The 13,297-nt window shown below is 54.3% G+C and carries 16 protein-coding genes and 1 pseudogene; 11 read left to right on the top strand and 6 right to left on the bottom strand.

Features of this window, described 5'->3' with window-relative positions; translation table 11 throughout:
- The first annotated feature begins 4 nt into the window (after positions 1–4).
- From fliM to rcsA, 7 genes and pseudogenes are all read left to right on the top strand, one after another.
- Positions 5–1,009, top strand: a complete 1,005-nt coding sequence (gene fliM, locus ENTHG_RS03535) for a flagellar motor switch protein FliM (RefSeq protein WP_044173472.1) — start codon at positions 5–7, stop codon at positions 1,007–1,009.
- Complete coding sequence (gene fliN / locus ENTHG_RS03530; RefSeq protein ID WP_044173470.1) at positions 1,006–1,419, top strand: flagellar motor switch protein FliN; 414 nt, start codon at positions 1,006–1,008, stop codon at positions 1,417–1,419. Before fliM ends, fliN begins: the two co-directional genes overlap by 4 nt.
- Positions 1,420–1,427: 8 nt before the next feature.
- Positions 1,428–1,802 (top strand): flagellar biosynthetic protein FliO, encoded by a 375-nt coding sequence (gene fliO / locus ENTHG_RS03525; protein ID WP_044173468.1) that lies wholly within the window; start codon positions 1,428–1,430, stop codon positions 1,800–1,802.
- Positions 1,802–2,539, top strand: a complete 738-nt coding sequence (fliP, locus tag ENTHG_RS03520; RefSeq protein ID WP_044173465.1) for a flagellar type III secretion system pore protein FliP — start codon at positions 1,802–1,804, stop codon at positions 2,537–2,539. Before fliO ends, fliP begins: the two co-directional genes overlap by 1 nt.
- A gap of 9 nt (positions 2,540–2,548) precedes the next feature.
- Positions 2,549–2,818 carry a flagellar biosynthesis protein FliQ gene (fliQ, locus tag ENTHG_RS03515; RefSeq protein WP_044173462.1) on the top strand — a complete coding sequence of 90 codons (270 nt, stop codon included), beginning with the start codon at positions 2,549–2,551 and terminating at the stop codon, positions 2,816–2,818.
- 5 nt (positions 2,819–2,823) lie between these two features.
- A pseudogene (gene fliR / locus ENTHG_RS03510) lies at positions 2,824–3,616 on the top strand (flagellar biosynthetic protein FliR); the annotation flags it as partial.
- A gap of 276 nt (positions 3,617–3,892) precedes the next feature.
- The gene (rcsA, locus tag ENTHG_RS03505; RefSeq protein WP_044173458.1) at positions 3,893–4,516 is read left to right on the top strand and encodes a transcriptional regulator RcsA; all 624 of its coding nucleotides are present in this window, start codon (positions 3,893–3,895) and stop codon (positions 4,514–4,516) included.
- Between the two features lie 37 nt (positions 4,517–4,553).
- Here rcsA and dsrB read toward each other — a convergent pair whose 3' ends face one another.
- Positions 4,554–4,742, bottom strand: a complete 189-nt coding sequence (gene dsrB, locus ENTHG_RS03500; RefSeq protein ID WP_044173456.1) for a protein DsrB — start codon at positions 4,740–4,742, stop codon at positions 4,554–4,556.
- Between the two features lie 129 nt (positions 4,743–4,871).
- Here dsrB and yodD point away from each other — a divergent pair, with 129 nt between their 5' ends.
- Positions 4,872–5,102, top strand: a complete 231-nt coding sequence (yodD, locus tag ENTHG_RS03495) for a YodD family peroxide/acid resistance protein (protein ID WP_044178959.1) — start codon at positions 4,872–4,874, stop codon at positions 5,100–5,102.
- A 293-nt stretch (positions 5,103–5,395) separates the two neighbouring features.
- A complete protein-coding gene (locus ENTHG_RS03490) occupies positions 5,396–6,232 on the top strand; it encodes a mannosyl-3-phosphoglycerate phosphatase-related protein (RefSeq protein ID WP_044173454.1) in 837 nt (278 codons plus the stop codon).
- Here ENTHG_RS03490 and dgcQ read toward each other — a convergent pair.
- The 3 genes from dgcQ to ENTHG_RS03475 all read right to left on the bottom strand — a co-directional run bounded on the left by dgcQ (position 6,190) and on the right by ENTHG_RS03475 (position 9,154).
- Complete coding sequence (gene dgcQ / locus ENTHG_RS03485; RefSeq protein WP_044173452.1) at positions 6,190–7,887, bottom strand: cellulose biosynthesis regulator diguanylate cyclase DgcQ; 1,698 nt, start codon at positions 7,885–7,887, stop codon at positions 6,190–6,192. The genes ENTHG_RS03490 and dgcQ overlap by 43 nt on opposite strands.
- Before the next feature lie 94 nt (positions 7,888–7,981).
- On the bottom strand, positions 7,982–8,164 hold the full coding sequence (locus tag ENTHG_RS03480) for a YodC family protein (protein WP_044173450.1): 183 nt from the start codon (positions 8,162–8,164) through the stop codon (positions 7,982–7,984).
- Between the two features lie 78 nt (positions 8,165–8,242).
- Positions 8,243–9,154 carry a DUF808 domain-containing protein gene (locus ENTHG_RS03475; RefSeq protein WP_044173448.1) on the bottom strand — a complete coding sequence of 304 codons (912 nt, stop codon included), beginning with the start codon at positions 9,152–9,154 and terminating at the stop codon, positions 8,243–8,245.
- Positions 9,155–9,342: 188 nt separating this feature from the next.
- Between ENTHG_RS03475 and yedA the strand changes: the two genes are divergently transcribed.
- Entirely contained in the window at positions 9,343–10,260 is a 918-nt protein-coding gene (gene yedA / locus ENTHG_RS03470; RefSeq protein WP_044173446.1) for a drug/metabolite exporter YedA, read from the top strand.
- Here yedA and ENTHG_RS03465 read toward each other — a convergent pair.
- Together ENTHG_RS03465 and ENTHG_RS03460 are read right to left on the bottom strand one after the other, a co-directional pair.
- Positions 10,229–10,723, bottom strand: a complete 495-nt coding sequence (locus ENTHG_RS03465; RefSeq protein ID WP_044173443.1) for a very short patch repair endonuclease — start codon at positions 10,721–10,723, stop codon at positions 10,229–10,231. The genes yedA and ENTHG_RS03465 overlap by 32 nt on opposite strands.
- An 11-nt stretch (positions 10,724–10,734) precedes the next feature.
- Positions 10,735–11,439, bottom strand: a complete 705-nt coding sequence (locus ENTHG_RS03460; protein ID WP_044173441.1) for a phosphohydrolase — start codon at positions 11,437–11,439, stop codon at positions 10,735–10,737.
- A 587-nt stretch (positions 11,440–12,026) separates the two neighbouring features.
- Here ENTHG_RS03460 and ompC point away from each other — a divergent pair.
- Complete coding sequence (ompC, locus tag ENTHG_RS03450) at positions 12,027–13,244, top strand: porin OmpC (RefSeq protein WP_044173437.1); 1,218 nt, start codon at positions 12,027–12,029, stop codon at positions 13,242–13,244.
- Positions 13,245–13,297 lie beyond the last annotated feature (53 nt).

The following is a 13,297-nucleotide window of genomic DNA, read 5'->3' as shown; positions in this document are numbered from 1 at the left end:
AGACATGGGCGATAGCATTCTTTCACAAGCCGAAATCGATGCGCTGCTTAACGGCGACAGCGAAACCAGCGACGATCCGAAGCCTGGAACGGGCGGCGACAGCGACATTCGTCCTTATGACCCCAATACCCAGCGCCGCGTGGTTCGCGAGCGTCTGCAGGCGCTGGAGATCATCAATGAGCGTTTTGCCCGCCAGTTTCGTATGGGGCTGTTTAACCTGCTGCGTCGCAGCCCGGACATTACCGTCGGGGCGATTCGCATTCAGCCTTACCATGAATTTGCGCGCAACCTGCCGGTGCCGACTAACTTAAACCTGATCCATCTGAAACCGCTGCGCGGTACAGGGCTGTTCGTCTTCTCGCCAAGCCTGGTATTTATCGCGGTAGACAACCTGTTCGGCGGCGACGGTCGTTTCCCGACCAAAGTGGAAGGCCGCGAGTTCACCCATACCGAACAGCGGGTTATCAACCGGATGCTGAAACTGGCGCTGGAAGGCTACAGCGACGCGTGGAAGGCGATTCATCCGTTGGACGTCGAATATGTGCGTTCGGAGATGCAGGTTAAATTTACCAATATCACCACTTCGCCTAACGACATTGTGGTGAATACGCCGTTTCACGTTGAGATTGGCAACCTGACGGGCGAATTTAATATCTGCCTGCCCTTCAGCATGATTGAGCCGCTGCGCGAAGTGCTGGTTAACCCGCCGCTGGAGAACTCCCGCAGCGAGGACCAGAACTGGCGCGATAACCTGGTACGCCAGGTGCAGCACTCGGAGCTGGAGCTGATTGCTAACTTTGCCGATATTTCCCTGCGCCTGTCGCAGATTCTTAAGCTTAAGCCCGGCGATGTGCTGCCGATCGAAAAACCCGATCGCATCATCGCCCATGTGGACGGAGTGCCTGTACTCACCAGCCAGTATGGCACGCTAAATGGTCAGTACGCCCTGCGTGTCGAGCATTTGATAAACCCGATTTTGAATTCGCTGAATGAGGAACAGCCCAAATGAGTGATATGAACAATCCGTCCGATGAAAACAGTAGCGCAATGGACGATCTGTGGGCTGACGCGTTAAACGAACAGAAAAACACCTCCGGCAAGAGCGCGGCCGACGCCGTGTTCCAGCAGTTAGGCGGTGGTGATGTCAGCGGCAGCCTGCAGGATATCGATCTGATTATGGATATTCCGGTCAAGCTGACGGTTGAGCTGGGGCGTACCCGGATGACCATCAAAGAGCTGCTGCGCCTGACGCAAGGCTCGGTGGTGGCCCTTGACGGCCTGGCGGGCGAACCGCTGGATATCCTGATCAACGGTTATCTTATCGCGCAGGGGGAAGTGGTGGTGGTTGCCGACAAATACGGCGTGCGTATTACCGACATCATCACGCCGTCTGAACGTATGCGTCGCCTGAGCCGCTGAGCCTGATAATGAAAACCCAGGCTACCGTCAGTCAGCCCTCCGCTGTACCAGGTTCGCCGCTGTTACAGGTCAGCGGCGCGCTGGCGCTGATTATCGCGGTGATTTTCATCGCCGCCTGGCTGGCAAAACGAATGGGCTTTGCCGGGAAAAATGCGCAGGCACGGGGCCTGAAAGTCAGCGCCAGCGTCAGCGTTGGCCCGCGCGAGCGGGTGGTGATTGTCGATGTTGACGATGCGCGGCTGGTGGTTGGCGTGACGCCCTCCCAGATTAACCTGCTGCACACGCTTCCTCCGGCGCCTGTCGCCAGTGAAGAAGCGAATGAGAAGACCCCGGACTTCCAGTCCGTGATGAAGACTTTGCTTAAGCGTTCCGGGAGATCCTGATGCGCCGTTTGTTCCCTTTCGCGCTGGCCGCATTATGGCTGGTTGCCCCCGCCGCATTCGCGCAGCTTCCGGGGCTGGTCAGCCAGCCGCTGCCCGGCGGCGGTCAAAACTGGTCGCTGCCGGTACAGACGCTGGTTTTTATCACTTCGCTGACCTTCCTGCCGGCGATTTTGCTGATGATGACCAGCTTTACCCGCATCATCATCGTCTTCGGCCTGTTGCGTAACGCGCTGGGCACGCCCTCCGCGCCGCCAAACCAGGTGCTGCTGGGGCTGGCGCTGTTTCTGACCTTTTTTATTATGTCGCCCACCCTCGATAAAATTTATACCGACGCGTATCAGCCGTTCAGCGAAAACAAAATTTCAATAGACGTGGCGCTGGAGCGCGGCGCGCAGCCGCTGCGGGAATTTATGCTGCGTCAGACCCGTGAAGCCGACCTGGCGCTGTTCGCCCGGCTGGCCAACAGCCCGCCGTTGCAGGGGCCGGAAGCGGTGCCGATGCGCATTTTGCTGCCCGCGTATGTTACCAGCGAGCTGAAAACCGCTTTTCAGATTGGCTTTTCGATTTTCATTCCGTTCTTAATAATCGACCTCGTGATCGCCAGCGTCCTGATGGCGCTCGGGATGATGATGGTGCCCCCGGCGACCATCGCCCTGCCCTTTAAGCTGATGCTGTTTGTGCTGGTAGACGGCTGGCAGCTGCTGGTCGGTTCGCTGGCCCAGAGCTTTTACAGTTAGGAGTGAAAGATGTCACCTGAATCGGTCATGATGATGGGGACAGAGGCGATGAAAGTCGCTCTTGCCCTCGCCGCTCCGCTGCTGCTGGTTGCGCTGATCACCGGTTTAATTATCAGTGTCCTGCAGGCGGCGACCCAGATAAACGAAATGACCCTGTCGTTTATTCCCAAAATTATCGCTGTGTTTGTGACCATTATTATCGCCGGCCCGTGGATGCTCAATCTGCTGCTGGACTATATGCGCACGTTATTTAATAACCTGCCGTATATCATCGGGTAAGTTTGATGCTGCAGGTCACCAGCGATCAATGGCTGCACTGGCTTAGCCTCTATTTCTGGCCGCTTCTGCGGATTATGGCGCTGATTATGACCGCGCCGATCCTCAGCGAGCGGAGCGTGCCGCGTCGGGTACGCGTCGGTCTGGGGGTCCTCATCACTTTCGTGGTCGCCCCTTCTCTACCGGTTACGGAAGCGACCCTGTTTTCCGCAAGCGGCCTGTGGCTGGCACTGCAGCAGATGCTTATTGGCGTGGCCATCGGCTTTACCATGCAGTTTGCGTTTGCCACTATCCGTTACGCGGGCGAATTGATAGGCCTGCAAATGGGCCTCTCTTTCGCCACCTTTGTCGATCCGGGCAGCCACTTAAACATGCCGGTTGTCGCCCGGTTTATGGATATGCTGGCGATGCTGCTGTTCCTCTCATTTAACGGCCATCTGTGGCTTATTTCGCTGCTGGTGGACTCTTTTCATACCTTACCCATCGGCGGCGATCCGGTTAACAGCAATGCGTTTATGGCGCTAACCCGCGCGGCGGGAACAATCTTCCTGAACGGCGTCATGCTGGCGTTACCCATTATGACGCTGCTGCTTACCATCAACCTGGCCATGGGCTTACTGAACCGTATGTCGCCGCAGTTTTCCCTGTTCGTCATAGGTTTTCCGATTACTTTGACAGTAGGTATTTTGTTGATGGTGGCGATGATGCCGTTAATCGCGCCATTTACTGAGCATTTATTTGGTGAAATTTTCAATCTGTTAGCCGAAATTCTTAGCGAAATACCGCAGAAATAATAACCCCTTCGCTTGCTGTGGTTTATGTAAGGATATTCCTAAAAGCTATTTGACGAAACATCTCTCAGCATATAGCCGACGCGGGCTAATTGTTTTTAACCCCCTCACATCTCATAACATTTACTTTACTTTAAGATGATTCCTGGCAAATTATATCTTACTTTACGGGATAGTGGTTTCGCCTGAGGTCGTCATTATGCTCATTGTTTATTACTTTTTGCCTGGTGGTTCGCTGACCTCTGGCGAGGGTGAATTATCGTTATGCATTGAGTGAGGGTATGCCATGTCAACGATTATTATGGATTTATGCAGTTATACCCGCCTGGGATTAACAGGATATCTGGCAAGCAGGGGAGTAAAAAAGCGCGATATCAACGATGTGGAGACTACTGTACAACTTGAGTCAGCCTGCGAAGCATTGCAGCCCACGGTGGTGTTTATTAATGAGGACTGCTTCATCCACGATGCCAGTAGCAGCGAGCATATCAAGCAAATCATTAATCAGCATCCTCAAACGCTTTTCCTGGTATTTATGGCGATAGCAAATATCCATTTTGATGAGTATTTGCTGGTGAGAAAGAATTTACTGATCAGTTCGAAATCGATTACACCAGAGTCTCTCGACGTTATATTAGCAGATTATCTCAGCAAGCAGAAAAAGAGCATTGGACAGATTAACCTCCCAACACTTTCATTAAGCCGTACTGAATCCAGCATGCTTAAAATGTGGATGTCCGGGCAGGATACGATCCAGATTTCCGATCGGATGAAAATTAAAGCCAAAACCGTATCGTCACATAAGGGTAATATTAAAAGGAAAATCAAAACGCATAATAAACAGGTTATTTACCATGTTGTCCGGCTGACCGATAACGTCACCAGCGGCATTTTTGTCAATATGCGCTAAATGGTGTGTATCACCCTCCTTCCCGGAGGGCGACCCATTATTCTACCCGTTCAACAAAAACGCCGTCCGGGTGATCTTTTTCATTAAAGAACCAGATGCCGAGCGGGTAATCATCCAGCGAAACAAGGTACATTGTCCCTTCACTGAACTCCTCTATCGCCAGTACCACACCCGGGCGGCGCGGGCCACCGTCCGTCTTAACTGTCACCCGATCGTTAACATTCATAACCATCCTCCTGTTTCATTTGTGCCAGTGTAGAACAATTCTCAACAACTGGCAGCGTCCTGCCGTTTAGCTGGCTATTTTTTCTACCGACTATACTTACAGGGCGGAACTGGCAATGAGGTAATGGCCATGACAACGGTGAAACAGCACGGCAATGCCGCCCATGATGCGCTCAGCGTTGATGTTGACGCGCTACTGGCGGCCATTAATGAGATTTGTGAAAGCGAGGTCCATCGTCTGCCTGACGGCGACGGCCAGCGCGTCAGCGTAGACGGACGGGATTACCACACCTGGCGGGAGCTGGCGCAGGCGTTCGAACTGGATATTCATGATTTCAGCGCGACGGAAGCGAACCGCTAAAGAAAAATCCCGGCCAGGGAAGGCCGGGATAAACTTGCTAGCGCAAGAAGCACTTGAAAATTCGTTACACCAGGAAATCTGATGCAGGACGGCACTCTATCTGCAAACAAATTGCATGACAAGAAGATATTACTCAACTGAATAATTCAAACTTATAACATTTACAGCATGGATAATTACGTAAGCCTGATGCCATGCGCCCTGAGAGAGAACGTTCCCGAAAACGTCCACACGAAACGGGAAACTATTTGGGAATTGTCTTATCAGTCAATAGCCTGCTAAAAGGAATCGCTATGCCCAATCTTGATGATCCGCTACTGGTTTTTTCCGATGTTGACGGCACCATTCAGGACAGCCACACCGGCGAATGGCAGCCGGTAGAACAGTGGCTCGCCCGGTTGAGACAGCATCATGTCCCGCTGATCCTCTGCAGCAGCAAAACCGCCGCTGAGATGCAGGCGGTACAGAAAGCGCTCGGGCTGGAAGGGCAGCCTTTTATTGCCGAAAACGGCGCGGTCATTCAACTTGATACCCAGTGGCATGACCATCCGAACTTCCCACGCCTCTTTTCCGGCTCACCGCACGCTGAGATCGCCCAGGTCCTCTCGCAGCTGCGCAAGCGGGACGGCTATAAATTCACGACCTTTAGCGAGCTGGATGAGCAGGCGCTTGCCGATATCACCGGCCTTCCCCCGGCTCAGGCGGCGCTGGCACGCCTGCAGGAAGCCTCGGAAACGCTTATCTGGCGCGACAGCGATGAGCAGATGGCCGCTTTCGACGCCACCCTGGCCGGGCTTGGCCTGCGCTTTGTGCAGGGCGCCCGCTTCTGGCATGTGCTGGACGAGCGCGGCGGTAAAGATCAGGCGGTCACCTGGCTTGTTCGTCAGTATCAGCAGTACAGCGGTCATGCGCCGTTTACCGTTGGGCTGGGAGATGGCCCCAACGATGCGCCGCTGCTGGATGCGGTGGATTATGCCATCGTGGTCAAAGGGCTTAATCGTGACGGTATCCGGCTGCGCCAGGACACGCCGGATCGCGTTTATCACAGCACGCAGGAAGGGGCCGCAGGCTGGCGTGAAGGCATGAATCAGCTGTTCGGCATTGATGACGTATCATCCGAACAAACTTGATTACGGCCACGACGCTTAGCGGTATACAGGCGGCCATCGGCAACGGATTGCAGATAGTCGAACGCGTAACTGCCGCTCTCGTCAGAGCAGCTCACCCCCAGCGAGGCGCTGATACGCAGGCTTTTGCCTTTGCGTACCAGAATCTCCTTACCGGCAATGCGCTGGCGCATTTTTTCCGCCACCTGCTCTGCTTCGGCCAGCGTCGCCCCCGGCAGCAGGATGCAAAACTCCTCCCCGCCTACCCGTCCGGCGACATCCTGCGCGCGAATCGATTTGCTAATAAGCCCCGCCGCATGGCCAAGGACGCGATCCCCGGCCTGATGGCCAAAGCGATCGTTAATGCTCTTGAAGTGGTCAAGATCGAGCTGAATCACCGAAAACGGTTCTTTCCGCGCCCCATACTCCGCGGTGAGCAGGCTCGCCCTTTCAAAGAGCGCGCCGCGATTCAACAGCCGGGTTAAAGGGTCGAACCAGGCCTGCCACTGTAATGTCTTTTGCAGGCTGAGCATATTGCTCACCATCCGTCGAATAACGGCCCACGAGACCAGCAGCATCGTGGTAAAGAGCAGCCACAGTATTCCCAGCGCGATACTGATGCTGCCAAAATCGCCGCGTATCCCTTCCCGCAGGGTCTGGATGCGCACCAGCGCCCCGTCAAAGTGGCGCAGCTTTTCCCAGTTGATGTAGCGGGTGCCCATCCGCAGGCCGCCCGCGGCGCTATTGCGGATTGCGCGCTGTAGCGAAGCCTTCTGCTCCGGGGTAAAGGTCTGGCTTTCCACGCCTGGCGGCGTGGAGCGGGTCAGGAGCGCAAAATGCGCGTCATAGAGCTGATATTCGCCGCTGTCGTCCTGTTGGCGCGTCTCGACCAGCCGTTCATACAGCGTATCGACAGCGAAGCTCATGGTCAGTACACCGTACCAGTAGCGTTGATAATCCAGCGGCACGCTTGCCGTGACCAGCGCGTCGCCATTAACGCTTTCACTAAACCAGCGTACGCCCCTGGCACGATTCTGCCGCTCGCTCTGGCTGGTAAACCACGGCCGGGCCAGCATACGGTTATAACGATGAATAATCTCTTCGCTCTCTTGCGCCGCGACCGTGGACATATAAAAGCCAGCGCGTGAGACATAAGCAGCGCGACGGGGTACTACCGCCGAGCTTTCGGAAAGGCGAAACAGATAGCCCAGCTCAAGCGCGGCGGCGAGCTCATTATGCAGAAGGGGGATATCGCGATTGAGGCCGGGCGTGGCGCTGACAAGGGCGTCTGAAACACCATAGAGCGGCAGCGTTCGCCGGGTATCGCGGATAATGCGCCAGTACGGCTGGGCGCGATCGTCTTCAAACTCACCCTGCACGCTATGCAGTACCGCGAGGCCCAGCGGCGTGCGCAGCGCCTCCTGCATGCCGTTACGAAAAAAGAGCAGGCGATCAACGCTGACCTGCAACTGGCGGTCAACCACGTTGGCGACATTGTTCAGCGCGTTGCGCTGGCTGGCGACCCACGCCCCTTCCATCACGCGCACTTCGCGCCATGTAAGCACCGTAGAGCAGATCAACACTACAATAAAACAGAGGTTAACAATCCTGGCCGGATTGAACCTGGTTTTGAAAAATGCACGCCGCAGCGGACTTTTAACGACTTCGTCCTCTCGCACATTTACTCCCTGACGTCATGCAATGCTTTACGCAAAAGAAATCCAATGGCCGCTGGCCTGTAAAAGAAAACGCCCGGCCATGCCGGGCGTTTCGCTATGCTTCGTCGTGAACCCTGCGCCCTTCACCGGGCATCAGTTCATCTTCACGAAAAGCCTCGCGCTTGACGCCGTAGCCGTCGTACCACCGACACTCTATCATGCCACTGGCATAACCGGTCACGATCATACGCGGGCCGCCGCATTTTGGCTTAACTTCATCGCTGACCAAAAAGACCATCGTTGCCTCCGGTATCAGGGTGAAACGTTTTCAACTTAGTCGAAAATTTGACCTTTTGCATAATGGCAGCGCGCTATTTTAGTGGTCAGCGCCCCGCAGACGGGAAATGCCTTTCACGACGGCCAGCACCACCGCGCCAATAATAAAGCCCAGCACCAGATTTGAAAGCATCGGGATTATCGCCTGCAGCAGCGCATTCTGTTCACCGGCGAAATGCTCAATGGCGTGATGGACCGGCGCAATGCCGTGCACAACGATGCCGCCGCCAACCAGAAACATCGCCAGCGTTCCCACCACCGACAGGATTTTCATCAGCCACGGGGCGATAAACAGCAGCCCTTTACCGGCACCCTGCGCCACCGCGCCCTGCTTTTCCGCCAGCCAGTAACCGATGTCGTCAAGCTTGACGATAAGCCCCACCAGACCATAGACGCCGATAGTGACCAGCACCGCGATCCCCGCCAGCACGGCCACCTGGTTAAGCAGCGGCGCTTCGGCGACGATGCCAAGCGTAATGGCGACGATTTCCGCAGACAAAATAAAATCGGTGCGGATAGCGCCTTTAACTTTATCCCGCTCAAGCTGTTTCGGATCTTGGCTGGCGAGCGCCTCCAGACGCTGCTGGCGCGCTTCCGGCGTCTCTTTGTGTTTACGCGCCTGCAGGCTGTGCAGCACCTTCTCAACGCCTTCAAAACACAAAAATGCCCCGCCGACCATCAACAGCGGCGTTACTGCCCAGGGGATAAAGGCGCTAATCAGCAACGCCAGCGGCACCAGGATAACTTTATTGAGCAGCGATCCTTTTGCCACGCTCCAGACTACCGGCAACTCTCTGTTTGCCCTGACGCCGGTCACCTGCTGGGCGTTTAACGAGAGATCGTCTCCCAGCACGCCCGCGGTCTTTTTCGCCGCCAGTTTGCCCATCACAGAGATATCGTCAAGCAGCGTGGCGATATCGTCCAGTAAGGTTAATAAGCTACTTCCTGCCAAAGTCTTCTTCCTTTTATTGTCAAGTTTTTGTTAATGCAGCCGTCTAAGTATGATGTAAAAAATCGCTGGCGAAAATATTCACCTCATAGTCAACAAAAATTTAACATATAAAACAAAATTAACCGCTCGCCAGCCAGAAAGTTTTCCCGTTAACTATGAGCGACCTTTTTATTTCGCAGTGAGGGAGTATGCGTTTCAGGCAAGTTTTACCGCTTATCGGCGCGCTTTTCGCGCTCTATATTATTTGGGGTTCCACCTATTTCGTTATCCGCATCGGAGTTGAGAGCTGGCCGCCACTGCTGATGGCTGGCGTGCGTTTTCTCTCTGCTGGCGTGCTATTGCTGGCTTTTTTACTACTGACGGGACACAAACTCCCCTCGCTTCGCCCGTTGCTTAACGCAGCGCTGATTGGCGTGCTGCTGCTGGCGATAGGCAATGGTTTTGTCACCGTTGCAGAGCATCAGGATGTTCCCTCCGGGATCGCGGCGGTAGTCGTGGCTACCGTGCCGCTGTTTACGCTCTGCTTTAGTCGTCTCTTCGGCATTAAAACGCGCAAGCTGGAGTGGATGGGGATCGCAATTGGCCTTGCGGGCATCGTTTTACTCAACAGCGGCGGCAACCTGAGCGGCAATCCGTGGGGGGCGCTGATCATTATGGTGGGATCGATGAGCTGGGCTTTCGGTTCGGTGTACGGTTCCCGTATTGAGCTGCCCAGCGGGATGATGGCGGGCGCAATCGAGATGCTGGCGGCCGGCATCGTGCTGCTGGTGGCCTCGCTGCTTACCGGTGAACGCCTGACCACCCTGCCAACCCGGGAGGGGTTCATGGCGGTGGCCTATCTGGCGCTGTTTGGCTCCATCATTGCAATTAACGCCTATATGTACCTGATACGCAACGTGAGCCCGGCCGTCGCCACCAGCTACGCCTACGTGAACCCGGTGGTGGCGGTGCTGCTTGGCACCGGCTTCGGTGGGGAACATTTGTCAGGCGTTGAGTGGCTGGCGCTGGGGGTGATTATCCTGGCGGTGGTACTGGTGACGCTGGGCAAGTATCTCTTCCCCGCCCCACCGGTGGTTACCCCTTGTGAGACGAAGAAGCCGCGTTAAGCCGCTTGATGCCTTTTGTGTCGATCTGCGCGGCGGCGTCGCCGTCGCAGATCCACTCTTCCAGCCGCTCGCTCAGCGCTTCGTCAGTGAGTTTCAGACGGCCGCGCAGGGCGCACTCCCAGACAATCAGCACGCGCCACCCTCGCTCGCGCAGCAGGGCGAAATCTCTGGCGTCCCGCTCCACGTTCTTGCCAATTTTCTCCATCCAGAAGTCAGTGCGCGTCGCCGGAACTTTAAACAGGTGGCAATCGTGGTGGTGCCAGAAACACCCGTGGGCGAAGATGACGCAGCGGTATTCGTCAACGACGAAATCCGGGCGGCCCGGTAGCGCGGCATCCTGAGCGCGCCAGGCCAGCCCAAGCGATTCCAGCAGCCCGGCGAGGCGTTTTTCAATTGCCGTGTCCCGGGTTGCGATAGCGCGCATATTTTTGCTGCGCGTCGCCTTATCATGTACATCCGCCATAGCGCCCCTTATTAGCAGACCGTGTCGCGCAGGGTGAACCGTTCGAGCACATCGGCATCCACCCCGTTGAAATCGCCCTGTAGCTCGGCTGCCAGCTTGCCCATAAACTGTACCAGGTAATTGGCATTAGACTGTGCGAGCGCCCGGCCTTTTGCCGTCTGCATGGTGGCAGGCAGCCGCAGCAGTTTACTGCGAAAGTGGTCAAGGGCGTAACGCCTGTCGTCCAGCGCCCGGCGTTGTGCAAAAGGATCGTCGCTATCAAAGAGCGCAATATCCAGCGAGCCTGCAACCGCAAACACCCGCGCAAGGCCGATAGCGCCAAGCGCTTCCAGCCGGTCAGCATCCTGCACTATTTTCGCTTCCAGAGTTTGCGGCGCGATGCCGGCGCTAAAGCTATGGGCCTCGATGGCATGGCGCAGCGGCGCATAGCGGTATTCAGGAAAGTCGGCAAAACAGGTTTTAAGGATCGTTTCGGTTTTGTCTGCCGCCATCTTTGATGCAAGGTGGCGCTGGGGATGGTTTTTCGCCAGCGAGACAATATCGTGGAAATAGCAGGCGGTAAGGATTACCACTTCGTCTACCTGCTCCCCCGCCATCAAATAGCGGGCCGTGCGCCACACCCGGCGGACGTGGGCGGCATCGTGCGCAGCATCAGCCTGACCGCTGTGCTCCGCAAGCCAGAGATCGAAGCGCTGTTGCCACCGGGATACTGTCATACTTCCTCCTTTACAGAAAAAGGTAACCATAGCATTTTTCGCCCGCATGGGCGCAGAATGGCGCTTTAGGTAGCAGTGTCGCAACAATTTATTTTTAATATGAATATATCGTTTAACTACATTGCATAAATGAATAATAAAAACAGCGCGGCCAGTATATAATCAAATACAATTCTGTGGCATTATTACCCCTGCTCTACCAGAGCTGCTTCGAGTATCATCATCACTCTTCTTTCCTTTATTAGGGATCTCCGGCAAACGCGCCGGATTTTTTTACCTTTCGCCAACCTTATTTTTCTCAACTCATTTTGAAAAATCATACTTATTCTTAATTCTATTATTTTGGTGAATACACACCAAAAAACCATAAATCACGAAAATCACTTTAAAATCATCCTCATGAATATCACAAATAAAACCATTCACTCTATTTATACCAACCTATTCTGAAACATTTTGCAATCTTTTAAAGAATTTAGTTACATTTTAACCGTAAAAATAAATGAACTTAATAGAATAGTATTCCACTTGTAATTTCGGATGAATTTACATTATTCATATAAATTATGATCTCAAGGGAATAGATTATGAAAAGAAAAGTTCTGGCAATTCTGGTACCCGCTTTATTAGTCGCAGGCGCGGCCAACGCGGCGGAAATCTACAACAAAAACGGCAATAAAGTAGACTTTTACGGTAAAGTTGATGCGCGTCATACTTTCTCTGACAACCCGGGTGACGACGGCGATGAAACCTATGTACAGATTGGTTTCAAAGGCGAAACCCAGATCAACGATATGCTGATCGGCTACGGTCGCTGGGAATACAAAACCTATGCTAACGATACCGAAGGCGCAGGTGATAAATCCTTCAACCGTCTGGCATTCGCCGGCCTGAAATTCGCAAACGTCGGCTCCTTTGATTACGGCCGTAACTACGGCGTCGTTTACGACGTTGAAGCATGGACCGATATGCTGCCGGTCTTCGGTGGCGACTCCTACACCTACACCGATAACTACATGACCGGCCGTACCAATAACGTGGCCACCTTCCGTACCTCTGACTTCTTCGGTCAGGTTGACGGCTGGGCGCTGGCGCTGCAGTACCAGGGCAACAACGAAGGTGAGAACACGACAGAAGATCAGGAAGGGACCAAAAACGGTCATAAAAATGTCCGCAATCAGAACGGCGACGGTTTTGGTATCTCCACCACCTACGACTTTGGCAGCGCGGTTGCTGAACTGCAGGGCCTGAGCGTGGGTGCCGCTTACTCCTCCTCTGACCGTACCAACTCCCAGGAAGGTGTTGGTGGAACGGTATTCAATCATTATGGTAACCGCTCCCACAATGCTGCCGTCGCTGCTGGCGGTGACAAGGCTGATGCATGGACCGTTGGTGTAAAATATGATGCTAACAACGTCTACCTGGCGATGATGTATGCGGAAACCCGTAACATGACGCCGTTTGGTGGCAGTGATCAAAGCACATCATATGGTATCGCCAACAAAACGCAGAACTTTGAAGTTACCGCGCAGTACCAGTTCGACTTCGGCCTGCGTCCGTCTCTGGCGTGGGTTTACTCTAACGGTATCGACGTTGGCGTACACTACAACGAACATGGCGCTCACCTGACCGACCAGGAGCTGGTGAACTACATTGATGTTGGCGCGACCTACTACTTCAACAAAAACTTCTCCACCTATATTGATTACAAAATCAACCTGCTGGATGAAGACGCTAAATTCTACAAAGCTAACGGCATCGCAACTGACGATGTAGTTGGTATCGGTATGGTTTACCAGTTCTAATCTGGCTAATCGTGACAAGCCCGCCTCGAGCGGGCTTTTTTATGCGCCTGAAA

This window comes from Phytobacter massiliensis JC163 (genome assembly GCF_000321045.1).
Taxonomy (GTDB): Bacteria; Pseudomonadota; Gammaproteobacteria; order Enterobacterales; family Enterobacteriaceae; genus Phytobacter_A; species Phytobacter_A massiliensis.
This window is presented reverse-complemented; position numbering and strand designations above follow the sequence as displayed.